General features: G+C 43.3%; 22 protein-coding genes and 2 riboswitches. Of the genes, 1 reads left to right on the plus strand and 21 read right to left on the minus strand.

What is annotated here, in order from left to right; translation table 11 throughout:
• Window positions 1-32 precede the first annotated feature (32 nt).
• From NST94_RS15920 to queF, 8 genes are all read right to left on the minus strand, one after another.
• Window positions 33-947 carry a DMT family transporter gene (locus tag NST94_RS15920; protein ID WP_175618917.1) on the minus strand — a complete coding sequence of 305 codons (915 nt, stop codon included), beginning with the start codon at window positions 945-947 and terminating at the stop codon, window positions 33-35.
• A 142-nt stretch (window positions 948-1,089) separates the two neighbouring features.
• Window positions 1,090-2,226, minus strand: coding sequence for a zinc-dependent alcohol dehydrogenase (locus NST94_RS15925; RefSeq protein WP_076274581.1), 1,137 nt, complete (start codon window positions 2,224-2,226; stop codon window positions 1,090-1,092).
• 81 nt (window positions 2,227-2,307) lie between these two features.
• Complete coding sequence (locus tag NST94_RS15930; RefSeq protein WP_339281068.1) at window positions 2,308-3,126, minus strand: VanW family protein; 819 nt, start codon at window positions 3,124-3,126, stop codon at window positions 2,308-2,310.
• The gene (locus tag NST94_RS15935) at window positions 3,127-3,648 is read right to left on the minus strand and encodes a cysteine hydrolase family protein (RefSeq protein WP_076184376.1); all 522 of its coding nucleotides are present in this window, start codon (window positions 3,646-3,648) and stop codon (window positions 3,127-3,129) included.
• Between the two features lie 135 nt (window positions 3,649-3,783).
• Entirely contained in the window at window positions 3,784-4,506 is a 723-nt protein-coding gene (gene queE / locus NST94_RS15940) for a 7-carboxy-7-deazaguanine synthase QueE (RefSeq protein WP_280753139.1), read from the minus strand.
• Window positions 4,499-4,981 carry a 6-carboxytetrahydropterin synthase gene (locus tag NST94_RS15945; RefSeq protein WP_280753138.1) on the minus strand — a complete coding sequence of 161 codons (483 nt, stop codon included), beginning with the start codon at window positions 4,979-4,981 and terminating at the stop codon, window positions 4,499-4,501. The genes queE and NST94_RS15945 overlap by 8 nt, the downstream gene beginning before the upstream one ends.
• On the minus strand, window positions 4,981-5,643 hold the full coding sequence (gene queC, locus NST94_RS15950) for a 7-cyano-7-deazaguanine synthase QueC (RefSeq protein ID WP_280753137.1): 663 nt from the start codon (window positions 5,641-5,643) through the stop codon (window positions 4,981-4,983). Before queC ends, NST94_RS15945 begins: the two co-directional genes overlap by 1 nt.
• A 29-nt stretch (window positions 5,644-5,672) precedes the next feature.
• Window positions 5,673-6,146 (minus strand): preQ(1) synthase, encoded by a 474-nt coding sequence (gene queF / locus NST94_RS15955; RefSeq protein ID WP_036687775.1) that lies wholly within the window; start codon window positions 6,144-6,146, stop codon window positions 5,673-5,675.
• Window positions 6,147-6,309: 163 nt separating this feature from the next.
• Window positions 6,310-6,353, minus strand: a riboswitch (PreQ1 riboswitch).
• Window positions 6,354-6,665: 312 nt separating this feature from the next.
• On the opposite strand from queF, the gene NST94_RS15960 reads away from it, so the two are divergent.
• The gene (locus tag NST94_RS15960) at window positions 6,666-7,001 is read left to right on the plus strand and encodes a hypothetical protein (RefSeq protein ID WP_036687547.1); all 336 of its coding nucleotides are present in this window, start codon (window positions 6,666-6,668) and stop codon (window positions 6,999-7,001) included.
• Between the two features lie 64 nt (window positions 7,002-7,065).
• Here NST94_RS15960 and murB read toward each other — a convergent pair whose 3' ends face one another.
• From murB to NST94_RS16025, 13 genes are all read right to left on the minus strand, one after another.
• Entirely contained in the window at window positions 7,066-7,977 is a 912-nt protein-coding gene (gene murB / locus NST94_RS15965; RefSeq protein ID WP_036687548.1) for a UDP-N-acetylmuramate dehydrogenase, read from the minus strand.
• A gap of 150 nt (window positions 7,978-8,127) precedes the next feature.
• A complete protein-coding gene (locus NST94_RS15970) occupies window positions 8,128-8,928 on the minus strand; it encodes an ABC transporter ATP-binding protein (protein WP_280753136.1) in 801 nt (266 codons plus the stop codon).
• A gap of 55 nt (window positions 8,929-8,983) precedes the next feature.
• Window positions 8,984-10,018: an iron ABC transporter permease gene (locus NST94_RS15975; RefSeq protein WP_076302575.1), complete on the minus strand. Its 1,035-nt coding sequence runs from the start codon at window positions 10,016-10,018 to the stop codon at window positions 8,984-8,986.
• Window positions 10,018-11,073 carry an iron ABC transporter permease gene (locus NST94_RS15980; RefSeq protein WP_076217749.1) on the minus strand — a complete coding sequence of 352 codons (1,056 nt, stop codon included), beginning with the start codon at window positions 11,071-11,073 and terminating at the stop codon, window positions 10,018-10,020. Before NST94_RS15980 ends, NST94_RS15975 begins: the two co-directional genes overlap by 1 nt.
• Before the next feature lie 220 nt (window positions 11,074-11,293).
• On the minus strand, window positions 11,294-12,301 hold the full coding sequence (locus NST94_RS15985) for an iron-hydroxamate ABC transporter substrate-binding protein (RefSeq protein ID WP_081383366.1): 1,008 nt from the start codon (window positions 12,299-12,301) through the stop codon (window positions 11,294-11,296).
• A gap of 203 nt (window positions 12,302-12,504) precedes the next feature.
• Window positions 12,505-14,322, minus strand: a complete 1,818-nt coding sequence (locus NST94_RS15990) for an APC family permease (RefSeq protein ID WP_076126699.1) — start codon at window positions 14,320-14,322, stop codon at window positions 12,505-12,507.
• Between the two features lie 124 nt (window positions 14,323-14,446).
• Window positions 14,447-14,606, minus strand: a riboswitch (cyclic di-AMP (ydaO/yuaA leader).
• Between the two features lie 194 nt (window positions 14,607-14,800).
• Window positions 14,801-15,265, minus strand: coding sequence for a disulfide oxidoreductase (locus tag NST94_RS15995; protein ID WP_076126701.1), 465 nt, complete (start codon window positions 15,263-15,265; stop codon window positions 14,801-14,803).
• A complete protein-coding gene (locus NST94_RS16000; protein WP_076302645.1) occupies window positions 15,262-15,978 on the minus strand; it encodes a DsbA family protein in 717 nt (238 codons plus the stop codon). Before NST94_RS16000 ends, NST94_RS15995 begins: the two co-directional genes overlap by 4 nt.
• A 197-nt stretch (window positions 15,979-16,175) precedes the next feature.
• Window positions 16,176-17,492, minus strand: coding sequence for a hemolysin family protein (locus NST94_RS16005; protein WP_036687555.1), 1,317 nt, complete (start codon window positions 17,490-17,492; stop codon window positions 16,176-16,178).
• A 313-nt stretch (window positions 17,493-17,805) separates the two neighbouring features.
• A complete protein-coding gene (gene gerQ, locus NST94_RS16010; protein WP_036687556.1) occupies window positions 17,806-18,270 on the minus strand; it encodes a spore coat protein GerQ in 465 nt (154 codons plus the stop codon).
• 144 nt (window positions 18,271-18,414) lie between these two features.
• Entirely contained in the window at window positions 18,415-18,846 is a 432-nt protein-coding gene (locus NST94_RS16015; RefSeq protein ID WP_076126705.1) for a cell wall hydrolase, read from the minus strand.
• Between the two features lie 835 nt (window positions 18,847-19,681).
• The gene (locus NST94_RS16020; protein WP_076190442.1) at window positions 19,682-20,074 is read right to left on the minus strand and encodes a DUF2500 domain-containing protein; all 393 of its coding nucleotides are present in this window, start codon (window positions 20,072-20,074) and stop codon (window positions 19,682-19,684) included.
• A 193-nt stretch (window positions 20,075-20,267) separates the two neighbouring features.
• Window positions 20,268-20,444, minus strand: coding sequence for a hypothetical protein (locus NST94_RS16025; RefSeq protein WP_169744776.1), 177 nt, complete (start codon window positions 20,442-20,444; stop codon window positions 20,268-20,270).
• Window positions 20,445-20,655: the final 211 nt, after the last annotated feature.

Consider the following 20,655-nt stretch of genomic DNA (forward strand, 5'->3'; position numbering starts at 1 on the left):
CCATTGCTACCCCTTTATGTGTAAAATATCTGTTATGAAGCATTCTGAATGGCATCAGCCATCCGGATAGTTTTCCTTCTTCCCGCGTACAAATATACTGCGAGGCCAATCATAACGAGCAGCCCACCTGCCCATTGTAAGGTTGTTAGCTGCTCACCCAAGAGTAAATACGCTAAGATACTGGCACCCACTGGTTCTCCTAAAATGTTCATTGAAACCGTAGTCGCGGATACATATTGTAGTAACCAATTAAACAAAATATGGCCAAACACCGTTGGCACCACTGCTAACAATACAAAGATTCCCCATTCCTTGGCCGGATAATTAAAAAAGGAAATCCCCATGAACAGATTGTATACGGCAAACACGCCAGCGGCTGATAAGAAGACAATCAAGCTATATAAGTAAGAGGGCATGCGCACCACTAGCTTTTGACCGATCAGCATATGTACAGCTACCGCGACAGTACCTCCGACCGATAATAGATCACCTTTTAGATTATCCGCAGAGATGCCGATATCACCCCAGCCGATAAACACGACACCGCCAATCGCAATGCCAAGCCCTAGAATAGCGGACAGAGCTGTCTTTTCCTTATACAAAAAATAAACACCCAACATAATAAATACAGGCTCCAGCGCCATGATCATTGTTGAACTAGCTACCGAAGTATACTTCAATGATCCCATCCATAGCAAAAAGTGCAGCGCAAGCATTGCGCCTGAGAGGATGAGCATTAGCCAGTCTTTTTTACGAAGAGCAAAAGCAGCTCCACTATAGGGTCTTGCAAAAGGTAGCATCAGCAGTGAGGTAAATAATAATCTGTACATGCCTTGTATAGATGCAGGTGCATCAGACCATTTAATAAAAATGGCGGAAAAGGAGATGGCCACAATCCCTATCAACATTAATAGTGGAATCGGAAGTGGCGGTTTTTTAAGTTTCACATGTTACGCGTCCTTTCAATATCTTAAGTCACTTATGTTAATTTAACGCAGACCGTGAAAAAATGCATCTATTTTCATAAGATTTCACTAAAAAAAGCACAAGCAATGTCATTTCTGACGAAAGCTCATGCTTCTTAAAAGGCTACGGCTTCAGAACAACCTTGATGCAATCCTCTTTTTTCTCACTAAAAACGTCATAGCCATGCTCCGCTTTACTAATTGGCAGGCGATGCGTAATGATATCTGTAGGATCAAATTTATTTTCTTTAATCATCTTATACAGCAACGGCATATAGTGAATCACCGGCGCTTGTCCCATTTTTAAAGTAATGTTGCGTTCAAATAGATGACCCAAAGGGAACATATTGTAATTAAGCCCATAAACTCCCACAAGCTGAATAGTTCCGAATTTACGTACGATATCCGAGGCCATTCTAAATGCACTGAGTGAGCCTCCCTGTAGCTTCAGAGTGGTTTCCACTTTCTCCAAAGCAGATATTTTGGCATCTAAACCTACACAGTCAATAACTACATCTGCGCCCCCATGTGTTATCTCCTTCAAATGAGCTTCAATATCCTTAATCTCTTCAAAGTTGTAAATTTCGACATTATTGGTCAGCTTCGCATGCTGCAGACGATAGCCAATATGATCAACCGCAATGACTCTTGAGGCACCTTTGATCCAGGCAAACTTCTGAGTAAGCAGTCCAACAGGACCGCAGCCGAGAACAATGACTGTATCCCCTGGCTTCACTCCGCCGCTTTCTACTCCCCACCAAGCAGTAGGCACAATATCAGATATGAAAAGAATTTTCTCATCTTCCATTTCTGCATCCTCCGGAACTACAAAAGGGCCAAAGTTACCATAAGGTACCCGTAGCAATTCAGCTTGTCCGCCTGCAAAACCGCCATAAGTATCGGAATAACCAAGATAACCGCCTGTGTCCTTGGCGTCATTAGCATTGTCGCATTGGCTCTCCATCTCATGCTGGCAGAAAAAACACTGCCCACAGGCGACATTAAAGGGGATGATGACTCGGTCACCTTTTTTGACTTTAGTTACGTCAGGACCCACTTCCTCAACAATCCCCATCGGCTCATGACCAATAACATAATCATCATGCATACCTGGTATTTCCCCGTTATAAATGTGCAGATCCGAGCCACAAATCGCCGTAGTGGTAATCCGAACAAGGATGTCATCTTTTTTCTCAAGCGTCGGATCAGCTACTTCTTTAACTTTCACTTTTTTCTTCCCTTGGTAGGTTAGTGCTTTCATGCTGTTAATCCGCTCCTTTGGAGATGGTCTAGAGATATAATTTTCATGCCTTTCTATGTTATATCCCTAAGCCCTACCCTCTTATCCATGAAGAAGCGGAGAATACATCATTAGTGCGTAATTATCAGTTACAGCTTCATCTCCAATTAGATCTCCAGAGCGTGTATATACTTTTCGACTGATCTTGTTACTGCGTATATATCCGCCCCAAGGCTCTAGACTAATCCTATGATCACTTTCGTATACTTCATAATCATAAAACGCCTGCTCATTGCATCTCCACTCCCCGTGTAAATGGCTATCGTCCAGCCAGAGCTTTAGTTGATACGTTTGAGCGGTGTTATTTTTTAATTGAAGATCCAAATAGTTATAAGAACAGGTCGCCCCGCTTCCAAAAGGTTGTGTACGTTGTTCATCTGGAAATACATCATAACTGTGACGATGCCGTTCCATAACGGTAAGTGGCGTATGCAGTGCCATCCAATAGATCAGATTAGACAACTGGCATAAGCCTCCTCCAACCCCGGAATGAAAACCACCATAATGCAGCACCATACCCTCCAGATACCCTTTTCGCTTAGTGGGCTTACCAATACTTCTCCAGTAGGAAAAAGTCTCCCCCGGCTGCACAACAAGTCCATCCAGCTTCGCAATTGCCAGCCGTAAGTTAGTTATTTTATTGTATTGAAGCACCATATCTACATTCCGAAGACTTCTTAATAACGGGGTAGCATGAGTCATAGCTGCATAAGATAATGTTTCATCCGTACGCTGCCTCGCTATTTTGCTTCGTCCAGTGCACCATTTCAAATATCTTTTCCAAATAAAATATCGTTTGCCAGCAAACAATCTAAGGCGAGAACGCTGAATAGGCTTCATGGCAGCCTGGGGTGTATTCATCTAGAACTGAACCTCGCTTTCAGCTCGTAACTGGGCGAATCTACCTCCAATTATCGCATTATGATGCTTAACGATCTCCCTACTACTCAGAACCCCATTATCAAAGGTGCTATGAGCGTCTGAGACCAGTACACTTTTATATCCCATGCTGTATGCGCGTCTTATTGTCGTATCCAGACAGAATTCACTTTGCATCCCACAGATCACCAGATCCGTGATCCCGAGCTTTTGGAGTTCATCTTGCAGTTCCGTTCGGTGAAAAGCATCCCAAGTAGGCTTCTCAACGATAACTTCGCCTTCCTGCGGTGTGATGCGGTGACTGATCTGCCAAGTGGGTGTACCTTTTGTGTACTCCTCATCTTCGGTATGTTGAATATACACAATAGGAGTACCTGCTAATCGAGCTTTTTGCTGAAGGGAGACAATCCTGTCCATCACACCCTCTTCATCGTACAGCTTTAGATCATAGGAGAACATGGCTTCTTGAACATCGATAATTAATAATGCTGTTGATTGTTCCAAATGAATAACCTCCAAGAGCTTTTTTTAAAATCATACCAGAAACTGGGACAGACTATCTACCTACTAGAAGTTACAAATGTTAAAACTAAAAACCGAGTATCTGTAAGCAGATACCCGGACGATTTCATCAATCATTTATTTGCCACGCTTATTATGCCAGATCAATGCATGCAGCTGTGGAAGTACACGAACCTTGTTCATATCCGAATCCGCGATTACTTTATTAAACAACCACTCCAGCCTTCCCAGAAGCCGAGCAGAAATGTTGCCCTCTTCCGTGACATCATCATTACCAGGCTGCAGAAAGAGCTGCACATTCGGATATCGCTGGTGAACGTTTTTCGCATAATCAAAATCCTTATCATCAAACACTACGACCTTCAAGCTATGCGTAGAACGACCCAGTTTCTCCATCTTACTCATGATGTTATCTAGCATTTCCCAATTCGTTGTCATTCCTGAGCTTGGGGGTTTAGGACTAATTGTCAGCACATCCACGTCATTGAACCAATCCTGCCATTTACTCCCCTGAGTTTCTATCGCTGCTATTATTCCACGCTCATGAAGCAGATTGATGAAGGTACCCATTCCTTCACCAATCAAGGCAGGATTACCGCCTGAAATCGTAACACAGTCGAAATTATCTCCAGCTAACGCCAATAATTCATTTATGATTTCTTCTGCTTCCATCATGCGAACCTTATTCTTAGCCGTACCATCCCAAGTAAAAGCGGAGTCACACCAGCCGCAGCGATAATCGCAGCCATAGGTGCGGACAAACATTGTCTTCACTCCAATTACCGCACCTTCGCCTTGAATAGTTGGACCGAACATTTCAATTACAGGAATCTTACTCACAGTCACAGCCTCCATACAAACGGTAGGATGGCCCTTCATACGGAACATCTTCAGCCAGCACCTCTGCCCAAGAGGTTGGAGTCTCCCATAGCTTTACCGAGTACAAAGGCAACCCTGCTTGCTTAAGCTTGTAGGCAATATATGAAGACATATTCTCTACTGTGGTGCGGAAAGACAACAAGGCTACTTTGGAGCCCGTATTCGTTAACGTCTCTAACACAGGTTCATTTCCCATGGCAAGAAAAGCGTGATCTAAACGATCTACAAGGCTTTGTTGTACTGTCATTTTGATATCGCTGAAATCAATGACGAAGCCTTCATCCGAGTGGCCTTCCGCGGCCATAGGTTTGCCCTTAAGCACTACTTCGAGCTTATAAGTATGTCCGTGCAGATTGCTGCATTTCCCTTTGTGTCCCACTAACTGGTGTGCCGCATCGAACGTAAATATTTTGCAGACTGAAACCTCGTTAAGCATTAAGAACCGGCCTCCATTCTCTCCGCCTCATATTGCTCAAGACCACGCTGACGCAATAGACAGGCTGGACAAGTACCGCAGCCACTGCCAATAATACCGTTGTAACAGGTCAGTGTGTGTTCGCGAACATAATCAAAATACCCCAGTGCATCGGCCATTTTCCACGTTTCTTTTTTATCCAGCCACATTAGGGGAGTGTGGATCGCAAACTCATAGTCCATAGATAAGTTCAGCGTAACATTCAATGATTTCACAAAAACATCACGGCAGTCCGGATAACCGCTAAAGTCCGTTTGGCAAACCCCAGTGACGATATGGGAGTACCCCAGTTGTTTAGCTAATATTGCGGCAAAAGATAAAAACAACAAATTCCGTCCATCGACGAAAGTACTTGGAAGCTCATCTCCTTCACCAGCCACGATATCTATATCCTGACGGGTAAGTGCATTGGGTGCCAGCTGATTGAGCAGCCCCAGATCAAGAATATGCTGTTTTACATTAAACTTAGCTGCTATCTCTGTTGCAACTTCGATTTCAGCCGCATGACGTTGATTATAGTTGAAGGTAACTACCTGCACTTCCTCATACTGCTGCAATGCCCAAACCAGGCAAGTGGTGCTATCTTGTCCGCCGCTGAATACGACGAGTGCTTTTTTGTTCATATGAATCTCTCCTTATCACAAGTTGGAATTTAGCGGTTGTCCACTTTTTCTGGATAGAGGTCGTGATTGATTAAGCGGTGTTCCGCCATCGCCTCATACTTCGTACCCGGTCTTCCATAGTTGCAATAAGGATCAATTGAAATGCCTCCGCGCGGAGTGAACTTGCCCCATACCTCAATGTAACGCGGATCCATCAGAGAGATCAGATCATTCATAATAATGTTGACACAGTCCTCATGAAAATCACCATGGTTGCGGAAGCTAAACAGATACAGCTTTAATGATTTGGATTCCACCATTTTTTGTTCAGGAATATACGAAATATACAGCGTGGCAAAATCCGGCTGACCCGTTACAGGACACAAGCTAGTGAACTCAGGGCAGTTGAATTTAACAAAATAATCACGCCCGGGATGTTTGTTATCAAACACCTCCAGAATGTCTGGATCATAACCAAACTTGTACTGTGTTCCCTGATTACCAAGCAAAGTAACTTCCTGCATTTCCTCTTTCAATCTTCCTTCTGACACGACAAAAAACCCCTCTCTTTTCCTTCGGCCTTGGCCGGTAATGGAAAGAAGAACGAGATTTCGAAAACTTGGCTCCACTAAGAAGAAACGGAAGCAACGTCCGGATAAAGGACAGCAACCGCTTGTACTGTTTAATATATTCTTAGTTTTTTATAGAGGGAGTTCGCGAACCTCTCCTGCACAACTTTAGCGCAGACTTCTTCTTAAAGCATATTGCGTCTTGAACTATACCATGGGTAGCCCGCTCCTGACAAGTTCTACTCTTTACTGTTACCTTATATAGATCAGCAAATAACTCCAGGTTAACGTGGATAGACCTGCGTATGTAGAGATTAGGAAGCTCAAAAACCACGGCAATTTGATCGCGGATTTCTTTTTAATCACATGAACTATTCATATGGTTAATTAAGATGTGGCAAAAAAAAGGATTCAGATCCTAAGAAAGGGGTAACTTATTCATAATAATCTTCGAGCTAAGGGTGGGAGCATTTTATGGAACAAAGTATACAGCAGCTTATGGATTGGCTTAACAATCATTTGAATGAAACAATCGCTATTGAAAAGAAAGAACTTCGTGATTTGGATAAAGTTCATTTCAATTTAGAGTCCGTAGATTTCCGGAGTGCAGACGACGTAATTGATGAATATCTTGGAAGTGCACTGATATTAAGAGGTTTCGGCAGCACACTTAACGCCGATGGTGAACTGGTATCCCTGCCACAATCCACTTATGATTTAGCTGTTGAAGGTCTTCAAATCGTAGACTTAGCCGACCGCAAGGCAGAAATAACTACGGACAGAGCTAATTACACCCTTTCAGTAGATTAAACGAACATGATTATGATAAGCAAAAAGAGCCCACAGCGATCTGCGGGCTCTTTTTGCTTATCGTTTATTCTTCTCCAATGATCTCCACTTCAGTTTCCAGCTCTACACCGAATTTATCCTTCACAGTCGCTCTTACATGGTGGATTAGCCCGATGTAATCACTGGCTGTTGCATTATCTGCATTCACAATAAATCCCGCATGCTTCTTGGATACCTCAGCACCGCCGATTCTTGTACCCTGTAAGCCGCTCTCTTGAATTAACTGACCTGCAAAACGGCCTGGAGGCCGCTTAAATACACTCCCACAGGATGGATACTCAAGCGGTTGCTTCGATTCACGTAAATAAGTTAGTTCATCCATTTTTGCCTTGATCGTTAAAACATCACCGGAAGTCATAGCAAATTTGGCCTCAAGTACAATGTACTCACCGCTTGCGAACACGCTTTTTCTGTAACCCCATTGCAGCTCATCACCTTGCAGAGTTACCAATTGCCCGTTCTTATTTATAGCTAGTGCACTATGCAGGACATCTTTGATCTCACCGCCATACGCACCTGCGTTCATATAGAGCGCTCCACCAACTGTTCCTGGAATGCCACAGGCGAACTCAAGACCCGTAAGCTCCTTATCAAGCGCATATCTGGAAACATCAATTATTTTGGCACCACATTGTGCATATAAGAGATTGTCGCGAATCCCCATTTCGGTCAGTCCTGCCGTTTGCAGAACGATCCCACGTACACCTCCATCACGGATAATCACATTGGAGCCATTCCCAAGTACCGTAAGGGTTATCCCATTTTGTTCTGCATATGTAACGATCTTTTGAATTTCATCATAAGTAGCTGGTGCAGCCAAAATATCAGCTTTGCCGCCCATTTTAGTGTACACGTGATCTTTTAAATTCTCATGACTTTTCACTTTTCCTGCAGTCATTAGCTGCTCTAGGTCATCTTGAATTTTGTCAATATTCATGTTTTCATGCTCCTTTAACCATGTATAAATGATGGTCCTTGATCTATTTTAAAGAGTTATTATGAAATTGTAGGCAACCACAACTGTAACAACGAACAGGCTCCCTTGTCAATGACGGGAGCCTGTTCGTTGTATGATTTTAGATGATAATTACACAGCTTTATAGGCAGCAAGCTCGTAAGGAAGACACAGTGGCACACCCGTACGTGGATCCGGAACGATATCCGCTTCAATTCCAAACACTTCCCGCAATACATCTGGTGTCATAACCTCAGTAGGTGAGCCTTCGCTAACTACAGTACCGGACTTAATCGCTACCATATGCTGCGCATAACGAGTAGCATGATTCAAATCATGCACGACCATGATGATGGTACGGCCTTCTTCCTCATTCAGCTTTTGCAAAAGCTGAAGAACTTCGAGCTGATGCGCCATATCTAGGAACGTTGTAGGCTCGTCAAGGAATAAAATATCTGTTTCTTGAGCTAACGCCATAGCGATCCAAGCGCGTTGACGTTGTCCACCAGAGAGACGGTCAATAGGGCGATCATGAAAAGATTCCATGCCCGTAACAGCGATGGCGTTGGAGATGATGTTGCGATCCTCTGCGGTCATCGTGCCAAATCCCTTTTGATGAGGGAAACGACCGTAACTGACCAGCTCAGATACCGTCAGACCGTCAGGAGCCGTTGGGTTCTGCGGTAGAATCGCTAACTGACGAGCAACCTCTTTAGTTGAAAAGTTATGAATCGATTTGCCGTCCAGCATTACGGTGCCACTCTTCGGCTTCATAATCCGGGCCATCGTTTTGAGGATTGTAGATTTACCGGAGCCGTTAGCGCCCACTAGTGCGGTGATTTTTCCCGTAGGGATAGATAAGTTCAATCCTTTAACTATAGTAGCCTCTGCATACCCAATACTTAATTCTTCTGTATTCAAACGTTCTGACATGATCTACAACTCCCTTAAAAGTTTTATGGAGCTATGCTCCTAAGTATGAACTAATTTACGCTTTAGACTTGGCGAGTAAATATAAAAAGTAAGGTGCGCCAATAATCGCAACCACAATGCCAGTCGGAACTTCCGCAGGTTGCAGCACCCATCTGCCGATGGTATCAGCGGTAATCATAAGAAGCGCCCCTGTCAAAGCACTAGCAGGTAATAACACTTGATGGCGGGGTCCCACGAGCCTGCGAGCCAGGTGTGGTGCTATCAGGCCGACGAAGCCAATACCTCCGCTTACCGCGACGCAGGAGCCGGCAAGCGCTACGGCTGTTACCAGAAGGAGAATACGTTCCTTCTCCACACGCATTCCTAGACCTAATGAAGTGTGGTCCCCTAGATTCAATACATTTAGAACCCGGGCTTTATAGAAGGCGAACGGTAACAGAATCGCGATCCAAGGCAGCAAAGCAAGGACGAATCTCCAATCCCCACCCCATATTTTCCCGGCGATCCAAGTAGCTACAAATTGATAATTATTAGGATCAAGCCTAAGTGCCAATACAAGCTGGCAAGCATTGATTCCTGCAGCGACCGCAATCCCGATAAGGATCAGCCTTGTAGGAGACAGACCATCTGCCTTCCGGTAGGCAAGAATATAGATTAAAGCTGCGGTCAGGCCAGCCCCACCAAGCGCTAGGAGAGGCAAGACAAATACCGGAGCTGCTGTTGTAGCCGGAAAAAACGAGATAAAAATGATTACCGCAAAACCTGCACCAGCACTTATGCCCAGCGTAGCCGGTTCTGCGAGTGCATTACGTGCGAGACTTTGTAGAATACAGCCCGATACTGCAAAGCCCGCTCCAACTAACAATGAAATTACGATGCGGGGTAATCTGAAATCAAATAAAATAAGCTTTTGCTGATGTGTTCCATCACCCATGAGTGTATGTAATACCTCTAGTGGGGATAGACGCATAAACCCTGTATTCATACTGACTATAAACACAACGACGATCAGTATAGCAAGGAGCACTAACACCGTTAAGGCGCGTGTGCGGCGTTCTTTTTCATCTGGAGTAAGGGTTAATTTGGGCATTACAGCTCCCCCTTCCGCTTACTCGCTAAATAAATAAAGAACGGTACGCCGATGATGGCAATTAAGGCTCCTAGCGGTGTCTCATACGGTGCATTTATCATTCTTGCGGCAATATCTGCAAAGATAATCAATAAGCTCCCTAGAACTGCGGAGCAAGGGATAATCCAGCGGTAGTCCACTCCAACGAAATAACGAGTAACATGTGGAATAATTAGTCCTATAAAAGCAATCGGGCCAACCGTTGAAACCGCACTTCCAGCTAAGATAACCACAACAATCATACATGCCAATTGAACTAACCTTGTCCGCTGCCCCAGGCCAACCGCAACTTCTCTTCCTAAGCTGAGCAATGTGACGGATCGTGATAACATCATTGCTGCAATTAAGGCTACGGCCACCCAAGGGAATATAATCTTGATCTGAGTCCAGCTAGCTCCACCCATCCCACCAGCTAACCAGAAGGCTATGTCCTGAGATAAGTTGAAAAGAATAGCTACTCCCTGACTAATAGCAACCAATAAAGCACTAACTGCCGAACCTGCTAATGTCAATCGCAAGGGGGTCAGGCCATTAAAAGAAAGCGAACCGATTCCGAATACGATAAAAGAGGCCACAGCGGCACCGATAAAGCAATACAACATTAGTGAAGTGAATGAGAGTGAGGGTGCAAAAGCAAATACTATGGCCAGCGCTACCCCTGCTCCTGCATTCAAGCCTAACAGCCCTGAATCCGCAAGCGGGTTTCTTGTCATCCCCTGCATGATAGCCCCTGCTACTGCGAAGCAAGCACCAACTAAGGCGCCAGCAATAGCACGTGGAAATCGCAGTTCTCTAATCACCTGATGTTTTTGTAAATCTGGATTGAAATGAAATATAGCTTCCCATACCGTAGCTAACTTGATATCTGCCGCCCCCACTGAGACCGAAAGTGCCAATCCGAAGGCAATAGCAGCAAGTCCAAAAATAAGAATACCAATGGCAGCTGCCGGTCGGGTATGTAGAGCTTTTTTGGGTTCATTTTTAATACGATTTGCGAAATCTGAGGGTGAAACCATGAGTCGTCTCCTTATTCAATAGTTACAATGGTTTATATGATAACAACAATCATTCTCATTATCGCAAAAATATTTATGTTGTACAATTGCAGGAACGATTTTTCCGTACTATGGGATTGGTTTATAAAAAAATGGTGCAGATCTTTGTATCCCGAGATACTTGATCTGCACGCCCTTCCCCACCGAAATGATCAGTCTCATTCATGGTGAATTACGACTTTTATTTCACAAGACTTTTTAGCACATCGTCAATGATTTTTCTGCCAGCGTTCGCACCACTGTAAAGCCAGCTGCTTGTTGAGCTCATTTCATGCACATTTCCAGCTTTTACAGCTGGGATGCCCTTCCAGATTGCACTATCTAGGATCTCCGAACCCTCAGTCTTATCACTATTTACAAGGAAAATATGATCTGCGGTCAGCTCAGAAAGCTTCTCTAGTGAGATCGGATTCCAAGTTGCTCTTGTTCCTACTGGGATCTCTGTTACTAAGTTAGGCAGCGTTACGCCAAGGTCTGTATATAATACAGCTCCACTGCTGCGGGTTTCGTCTACAATATAGAAGTTTTTTTGCACCAACCATAAAATAGCCGCGGACTCTTGTCCAATAGCTCCTGCAAGCTGTTCTTTCGCAGCCGCTGCTTTAACATCATAATCTTTAATGGCTTTTTCTGCTTCAGGGGTTTTGTTCAAAATCTCACCCATCTTGAGCAACGATTTGCGCCAATCTTGATTTAGTTCATCCCCAATTACATAAGTGGGTGCAATCTTATTCAACTGATCGTAAATCCCGTTCTGAACAGAAGACTCCGATGGGATGATAATAAGATCCGGAGCAAAACTGGTTACAGCCTCTAACGGAAGGTCGTAACTAATTGTAGGAACATCCTTCAATTCAGTGGCCAGATAATCCTGAACGCCGTTTGTAACTGACCATTGAGCTACTGGAGTTACACCCAGAGTTACCAAAGAGTCTTCCAAATATGAACCCAGAACGCGCTGTGGATTAGCCGGAATCGTTACTTTATGACCCATTGCATCTGTTAACGTCTTAGGTGCAGCAGGTGCCTCTGTAGATTCTGCTGTAGGCGCTGTTGTAGGCGCTGTTCCTGCATTTGATGAGCTTTCAGCATTATTATTACCACAAGCGGAAAGTATTAGCGTCATCACTATTAGTCCGCTCATCGTCACTTTCATGCTTCCTGATCTTTTTCTGTTAAGCCAAAACATTAAAAACCCTCCTATATGTAACTGCTTTGATATTCAAAGGTGACCTTTACCTCTGCTTCACTTTTAAATGATATTGATTCTCATTCTCTGTGTCAACATATAAATTTCAAATTCTGTGGATTTGCAACAATTTCCTTCATATAAAATACAAAAGAGGTTATATTCCGAACGTTCCGGATATAACCTCATCTTTAATCTTCTACTTATTTATTTAAATGATACGGGACAGTCGCTACTACAACGTCCTTTTGATTCATTAGATACGAGCGGATTAAAAAGCTGGTCTGATTATGAAGCACGGCTTGCCACCAATGTTTGGTAATAAACTGTGGAATCAAAATCGTGATGTGATCCGTCGCAGCGGTCTTCCACTCTACCGTATCGATAAACTTCACTAACGGACGAATGATACTACGATATCTGGAACGAAGAACAATCAGGCGTACACCTGGATTCCATTCCTCCCACCGTTGCTCCATCTTATGAATGTCTTCTTCATCAAAGCCTACATACACAGCAACAACATTATCTGTTAGAGACTTCGCATAGCTGATGGAATGTAATACAGCACGTGTAACCCCTGCAACAGGAACAACTACAGTACTTCCTTTAATTACAGGTTTATCAGTAGCCGGACATATACGCAGTTGATCCGCAGTATTCAAATAATGCTTATGAATACGGTGGAACACGAACATTACAGCAGGTAAGAAAATGAATGCCATCCATACGCTCGAGAATTTAGTAATGATAAATATAAGCGTAATCGTCAATGTAGTCAGCATACCGATGGTATTTACTACAAATCTTTTCACCCATCCAGCGGGTCTTGTTTTGATCCAATGCACCATCATCCCCAGTTGGGATAAGGTAAAAGGAATGAACACGCCTACCGCATATAGTGGAATCAAACCTTCCGTATTCCCATGGAATGCAGTCACAAGTATGATAGACATAACTCCTAGAAAAATAATGCCGTTTGAGAAGCCCAGGCGGTCACCACGGACCATAAATGCATGTGGCAGATATTTATCTTTTGCAAACATAAAGGCGAGCAGCGGAAACGCTGAATATGCTGTATTAGCTGCCAAGAACAAAATCACTGCTGTAATCCCTTGAATGAAAAAGTACAATCCGCCACGGCCAAAGGTCGATTCAGCGATCTGAGAGACAACCGTAGCCTTTTCATCTGGCACAATACCATACCAATATGCCAGCACAGTGATTCCGGTAAACATAAAGCCAAGGATAAGTCCCATGATCATTAGCGTCTTGGCTGCATTTTTCTCAGCCGGTGCCTTAAAGTTTGGGATCGCATTAGATACGGCCTCAACCCCCGTTAGGGCTGAACAACCAGAGCTAAACGCTTTTAATAGTAGAAACAAACTTACATTAGATACGGCGCTGCCTATTTCAGGAACATTCGCATGCGCGCCACCCATTGCATATTTAACGATACCGGAGATAATCAGAACAACAATCGAAACCACAAACAAATACACTGGAATTGCGATAAATGAAGCCGATTCAGTCACTCCGCGAAGATTAATGATTGTTAATAAAACGATAACAGATACAGCGATGAGAACAGTATGATTATGAAGACTTGGAAAAGCCGATGTGATCGCATCCGTCCCTGCCGAGGCACTAACCGCTACGGTAAGAATGTAATCCACCAATAATGAACCCCCAGCGAGCAGCCCTGTCGGAATACCAAGATTACTCTTGGCTACGATATAAGCTCCGCCTCCTTGCGGATAAGCAAAAATCGTCTGCCGATAGGATAAAATCAGGATGGCCAGCAGGCCCAATACGGCTAATGCAATTGGCAGGGAATACCAGATGGCAGTAAACCCGGCAGCCACTAGTACAATCAGAATTTGTTCCGTTCCGTAGGCTACAGACGAGAGCGCATCAGAAGACAGAACAGCCAGTGCTTTAACCTTGGATAACTTTTCATGATCGAGTTCATTCGACTTCATCGGACGTCCGATCAATAGTCGTTTTACCTTGCTTACCATGGTGGATACAGTTCCTTTCTTTGGGAGCTGAAACGGAATTTCCGTGCGCTGTTTTCATCGGTGGATTTCATAAATGCAGACACAAAAATAAGCATACGGAAATGATCCGCATGCTTATGCATGGTCATTTTCCCACCTTGCTTACGAGGTTAGCTGGCGGATTCGGGCTGTGGTTATAGCCCTACGGTAGAGGTCTGTTCGACCCGGTTCCGATTCACCCCATTGGCATGAATGCCAAGTTTGGTTCCCCCGTTTTTCCTAAGAAAATTCAGCGCATATTCAACTTCTCACAAGGTCTAATATTAGTCTACAAAGTGCCTACAGTAAAGCGTTGAAAAAAATGAAAAAAGAATGAAAAAACATCCAATAAGCTCAAATATAGCGTCTTATTGGATGCTCTCTTTCATTATCTTCAATTATCCCTCTAGCCCGTGATTTTAATACCTTTTCAGCTTTTTTGTACCTTCCAAAGTAAAAACTAAAATCCTAAGCTCTCCTCAGCATCTACTTCAATCACTTCTTCTTCCCTACGTCCATACCAAAGAAGGAGACTTATTAGAGCAAACGCTATTAAAGCTAACAAAGGAATCGTTATAAATCCGAAGTAGTTCAAGTAATCTTTATTACAAGGAACACCAACTGTACAAGGTAGAACTTTACTTAACGCTGGAATCTTCTGTTCCGCATAATGATAGATTGAGATACTGCCACCAATCAAACTTAATGGAAGCACATAAGGAATGATGCGCTTATCTCCACGGAAAGTGGCAATTCCCAACAAAAATAACTGCGGATACATAAAAATCCGCTGAAACCAGCAAAGCTTACAAGGTTCATACTTCAAGACTTCACTTAAATACAAGCTACCAGCTACAGCAACCAAAGAGACGAACCAGGCCAGATAGAGGCAGTTACGCTTGCAAAAAGATAGGAATTTTGTCACTTTGCCTCCACTGCTTTTGCGGCGGCGTTAATTTCAGATGTAATCGCTTCAATATCGAAAGGTTCAGCCGTTTTCACTCCATTAATGTAGAGCGAAGGCGTAGTTGTCACGCCTGAGTCAGTTGCCAACTGAATGTCTTTCTTCAGCTCATCTGCATAAGTTTTCTCTTGGATGTCTTTACGCAACAGATCGTAATCGATCGCTAATTTCTCTTTTTCAGCAAGGCTTACCAAGAAATCCTCAGTCGCCCATTCCACGCTCTCATCCCCTTGCTGCGCATACACAGCATCATAGAACTTCCAGAATTCATCCTTATTCTGATGGTATACAGACAATGCAGCTAGTGAAGCTGTCTCAGAGTCAGGACCAACGAAAGCCATATTTACAAAGTAAAGAGCTGCTTTTCCCTCGTTGACAAAATCTTGAACAATTTTCGGTTTCATGGAGCCAGCAAACTGGGAACAAGCTGGACATTTGAAATCACCAAATTCAACAAGCTTAACAGGTGCATCCTCATTACCAATCCTAGGTAGCTCACTGTAATTGAATTCTACCGGTTCTCCTGTAGAGACATTCTTTGCTGCATCTTTCGAAGCTAACATAAACAATCCAACAAAAATGATAACTACTACAGCTATTGAACTAATAACTAAAATTCTCGTTTTCTGCTTCTGTTGCTCCTGTTCTACCCGTCGTTTCTCTTGTTTGCTCAACTGGGGAACATTTGGACTTTTTTTAGGTTTACTCAAGGAGAATTCCTTTCTGTCCTCTAGGGACTAATGTAGTTTTTATCATATACATTTAAAATTATATAATTATTAATCTCTTTTTGGCAAACAGTATGGTCAAAAAAAACAGCGTGACTCCAAAAGGAGAAACGCTGCTCTTATTTTAAAAATATAAAATTCCATCAAGCTCCAGCTTCTTCATTCAATAACTGTAACCGCAATAGCTTAATTCGAGAAATTCGCTTATTCTCAGTCTCTTCTACAATAAATAGATGATCATCAAATTCTACGGATTGCCCTTTTTGAGGTGGATTAACCTCCAATTTAGAATACAGCCAGCCGCCTATCGTATCGTAATCCTCAGTCTCCATATGAAGACCTAAAAGATCATTAATCTCTTCAATAAGCATCAAACCGTCAATGGAGTGTTCATCCTCGCCAAGCTTCTCAACACCGGGACGTTCCTCATCAAATTCATCCTGAATTTCTCCAACAATTTCCTCCATGATATCTTCCAGTGTCACCATTCCTGAAGTACCCCCATACTCATCGATCAATATGGCGATTTGTGTCTTCGCACGCTGCATAACTTTCAGCAAAGCACTAATCTGAATGGATTCCGGCACGGTCAATATTGGACGAATTAATTTCTGATAACTTTGTGGACGATCCTTAATTAAGTCCTTTATATGGATGAAGCCTAAAATATGATCCTTATCACCGTCACAGACGGGATAACGTGTCCTCATGCCATCATAGGCAATCTCAAGGTTCTCCTCAGCAGAAACATGATTATTCAGACAGATCATCTCTGTCCGCGGAATCATGATCTCCCGAGCCATGGTATCCACAAATTCAAAAATATTGTCAACTAACGCCATTTCAGTATTATCGATAAAGCCGCTTTTGTTACTTTCCTGCATGATAATACGAATTTCTTCTTCCGTATGCGCCGTTCCCAGCTCTGAAGCCGGGGCTAATCGGAAAATTTGCAGTAAACCACGCGCCAGCCCATTAACGATCCATATCACTGGATACATGATTTTGTAAAATACATTCATCGGTCCTGCTGTTAGTAAAAGGACAGATTCAGCCTTGTTAACAGCAATGGTCTTAGGTGCAAGCTCACCTAATACGATATGCAAGATAGTAATGAACATAAGAGCAATAACCAAAGATACAACATTAACAGCAGTTTCTCCTAAACCTATGCTTCCTAATAAAGGCCCGATAAGATTAGCTATAGCTGGTTGACCCAGCCAGCCTAATGCAAGCGAAGCCAATGTAATGCCGAGCTGACAGGCTGAGAGATAGCCATCCAGGTTGCTGACAATGCTTTTTGCATTAAAAGCTTTTTTACTACCTTCTTCAATCAGGGTATCAATTCTACCACTTCGTACTTTCACCATTGCATATTCGACTGAAACAAAAAATCCGTTTAACAATACCAACAAAATAATAAGACCAACATGTAATATACCGGGTAAAGGGTCGCTCAATTTATACTCCTATCCACCATTTTCCGTACATGGATGGATAGGCCCACCTCCTTCGTTTTTTCAGAGTATTGGCAAAATGCTTGCCGGTTGTTCCTTTCAGTATCAATTTCCCAATGGTTTCATCTCCAGTCTAGAATCACGTTTTTGAATATATACTTTATTATATTAATATATTGGGGCAAACCGCAAGCATGCGTGTCCTTTTGAAAAAAAATGGGCGATGATTATCAAGATTATTCCATAAATTCATCACAAAAAAAAGAACTCCTAACCGTTTGGCGTTGGAGTTCTTCTCATCGAAGATAGGTTAAATTTAGCGACAATTTCTCATCGTTGGAGGATTGCCAATTACACCTGGGTATTGGTAAGTAAGGGGCTCATCGAAGGTAGCATAATCAAAATAAATCATAAGTAAGACGGTGCGTTGGCCAGTCGCAGGGTCACTGATAATAATGTGGTCACGGCCTGCCGCTTCCAGCACACCCTTGTAAACTTTGGCATTCCAGTCTTTATTGTTCTCATAAGTAAAATAAAACGTACCTACTTTTCCTAAATTCAGGCGGAAAATATTCTCAATGTAGGATTGTTCGAACGTTTGTGGTGGATTCTGAACTACTACTCCCCCTGGAGTCATTGGACTACCACTGCTTACTTGGGGTGGCATGCTGCCCATGCCTTGCATTCCTGATGACATCGGCATTCCGGAAGACATTGGCATACCTGAAGAAGAGACACTACCGATGGTATAAGTTACGGGGCGGTAAGGTTGAACGATCATTTACTGAAACCTCCTAAATGTTTATCAGAGCATGAGCTCCTTTGGACACTAATGAAACTTACATTTGGACACAATTGAAATCACACTAACTTTCTGTGAGAATTACTCATTTTATTGAGTAATTCTCTTTGCACAGTTACCATGCTAATTGCCGATAAATACAGTCGGGCAATCTTCTCCGGTCGGAGTAAAGAAGCAATGGGCTTTAAAGCGGCCTGTGTTTTGTTGGTTATACCAGGTTGCAGGACAATCACCTGCGGGTCTGAAGAACCACAAAGCATTGGTAGCTGGCCAGGTTCTTTCACCAGCAATTACACGTTTGGCTAGACGGATATCTGCTTCTCTGGCTCGCTGGTAGAAGTATCCCTTCTGCGGCGCTTCGAAACCTCCAGGACTTTGATAGACCATATCATTCACATTCCGAATGTTATTAAAGTCCAAGCAATTGCCAAGAATCCGGTTGACGCCAACATTGCCGACCATGAGCATGCCGAGATCTCCATCTTCCTCAGCTTCCGCTCTCATCAACCGCGCCAGCACCTTCACATCTTCCGAGTTCGTTTTGATGACGGCCACGCTGTCTCCTCCTTGGGGTCACTTCTTGTAGCAACCTCGTTCTTAACTGCATGCTGTATAGTATGTGCATTCGCCTAAGAGGTGACAGTTCCCGCCTATTTTTTAGAGTAGGGATCTTTCCTTTTAACCACTCAGCAAATCCCCATTATCTACACTCTAAGCTGCGTATGTCCAATTACATTTGCGCTGCAGCGTCTGAGTCGGGGTCGGTGGCAGCATCAGAGTCGACGTCGAGGTTAGCGTCGAATCAGTGCTGGCATCGGTGTCAGTGTTAGTCACAATTGTCAACGTCAGCGTCGATGTCCTTGTTAACAACAGCTTTAGCATCGGTGTCGGTGCTAGCCACAATTATCTACGTCAGCATCGATGTTCTTGTTAACGACAGCTTTAGCATCAGAGTCCACGTCGGTGGCAGCGTCGAATCGGTGCTGATATCGATGTCAATGTCAGCACCCGCTCAAAAGGCGCTATCGGACACAGCTGACCTTATTCGCGATATTAATCCACTTTTGAGATTCTATCGGACCCTAAAGCCCCTATTGGCCCGCAAAGCACCGATTATAAGCCTCTTTCTAATGAATAGCTGCATTGGAGTCCGAAACTAGGCTCAAAAGACTGTGAATTTGCAAATAACGTCATCTGGGTCCGCAAGGTGAGAGGGTAATGAAGATCTGACACTTAATAGATGATCGCACCTACAGTTAGCTTTGAGAGCTACGGGATCAGTGAGCTTTGAGAGCTACAGGATCAATGAGCTTGAATGGTACATAACCAAAACGCAAAACAGCGATCCACCATGAGCATGAGGATCGCTGTTTTGATTTAATACAAATGACTACTCCGCAGTTGAGTATTGTGCCTGTCGTTGGAATCCATGATATCTGGTTCCTTGATAAGTAAGCATTCCTCTATCGCCTTCTGCACTCAAGCCATATTCATGGCCATCTACTTTAAATTCCATGCGACTACCGCCCTCCAGCTCGTACGTTAAATAGTAAGTTGTACTTGTACGAGTTGAGCCATTCTCTTCCTGAAGCTGCTGCTGTCGTACTTCAGTCCGTTTGCTAACGATATGTGCAGGGATTGTTAGTATGGGGGAGCCATTGTTCCTGCCCCATTGAAGCAAGCCCCTGCCTGCTGATATAGCAAGAATACCAATCATAACAACGATAAAGATCGGCATCACCGTTCCGGCAAAATCAAACATCCATGAAAGATCCGGGCCCATTCCCATGACAGTTTCCCCCTTCTTCCTCTTGAATTCAGCCTAATTGCTGCGTTCTGGGTACTTCTGTACATGTATATGCCTCATCTAGTCCAGAAAGCATTAAATAAGTGAGACTAGATGCAAAAAAGACCACTTCGTTTTCTTAGAAATCAAGAATTCGAGTGGTCTCTATACAGAGTTTTCAGTTATTAAATTAAGCATGAACTAGGTCTAGCAATTTCTTAGTTTCGTCTGTCTGATCATCTAACATTCCATTTTCAGCCCAGCAAGCTCTGCATTGTTCTTCAGTTTCACAAAGATGAGCGTCATCACAGTTGTAGCAAAGTTGCAAAAGGTTTCTTGTCATATAATCTGTTTCGAATGTTTTCATTGTAATCTCTCCTATTCGATGTCTGAGTTTGTGAAAATTTGAACTTGTTTTCTATGTGTTAAATATATCACAGGATTCTTTAAATGTCATGTGATTTTTTTCACATTTATAAAGAAAATTTTAAATAAGTTTTTTCCTTATATTCAATCATTCACAAACAACAATAAACCCCCACTCTGCTAACAACAAAAGAACCTACCATCAGGCAGGT

Origin of the sequence: Paenibacillus sp. FSL H8-0282 (genome assembly GCF_037963825.1) — a bacterium.
Taxonomy (GTDB): domain Bacteria; phylum Bacillota; class Bacilli; order Paenibacillales; family Paenibacillaceae; genus Paenibacillus_AQ; species Paenibacillus_AQ odorifer.

Excerpts from the sequence above, each read along its gene's own strand:
- gerQ (WP_036687556.1), bottom strand. The coding sequence starts at position 18,270 with ATGATCGTTCAACCTTACCGCCCCGTAACTTATACCATCGGTAGTGTC.
- NST94_RS15980 (WP_076217749.1), bottom strand. The coding sequence starts at position 11,073 with ATGGTTTCACCCTCAGATTTCGCAAATCGTATTAAAAATGAACCCAAA.
- NST94_RS15930 (WP_339281068.1), bottom strand. The coding sequence starts at position 3,126 with ATGAATACACCCCAGGCTGCCATGAAGCCTATTCAGCGTTCTCGCCTT.
- NST94_RS15945 (WP_280753138.1), bottom strand. The coding sequence starts at position 4,981 with ATGCTTAACGAGGTTTCAGTCTGCAAAATATTTACGTTCGATGCGGCA.
- NST94_RS15925 (WP_076274581.1), bottom strand. The coding sequence starts at position 2,226 with ATGAAAGCACTAACCTACCAAGGGAAGAAAAAAGTGAAAGTTAAAGAA.
- NST94_RS15990 (WP_076126699.1), bottom strand. The coding sequence starts at position 14,322 with ATGGTAAGCAAGGTAAAACGACTATTGATCGGACGTCCGATGAAGTCG.
- NST94_RS16025 (WP_169744776.1), bottom strand. The coding sequence starts at position 20,444 with ATGAAAACATTCGAAACAGATTATATGACAAGAAACCTTTTGCAACTT.
- NST94_RS15975 (WP_076302575.1), bottom strand. The coding sequence starts at position 10,018 with ATGCCCAAATTAACCCTTACTCCAGATGAAAAAGAACGCCGCACACGC.
- queF (WP_036687775.1), bottom strand. The coding sequence starts at position 6,146 with ATGCAGGAAGTTACTTTGCTTGGTAATCAGGGAACACAGTACAAGTTT.
- NST94_RS15960 (WP_036687547.1), top strand. The coding sequence starts at position 6,666 with ATGGAACAAAGTATACAGCAGCTTATGGATTGGCTTAACAATCATTTG.
- queC (WP_280753137.1), bottom strand. The coding sequence starts at position 5,643 with ATGAACAAAAAAGCACTCGTCGTATTCAGCGGCGGACAAGATAGCACC.
- NST94_RS16020 (WP_076190442.1), bottom strand. The coding sequence starts at position 20,074 with ATGGGCCCGGATCTTTCATGGATGTTTGATTTTGCCGGAACGGTGATG.
- murB (WP_036687548.1), bottom strand. The coding sequence starts at position 7,977 with ATGAATATTGACAAAATTCAAGATGACCTAGAGCAGCTAATGACTGCA.
- NST94_RS15985 (WP_081383366.1), bottom strand. The coding sequence starts at position 12,301 with ATGTTTTGGCTTAACAGAAAAAGATCAGGAAGCATGAAAGTGACGATG.
- NST94_RS15970 (WP_280753136.1), bottom strand. The coding sequence starts at position 8,928 with ATGTCAGAACGTTTGAATACAGAAGAATTAAGTATTGGGTATGCAGAG.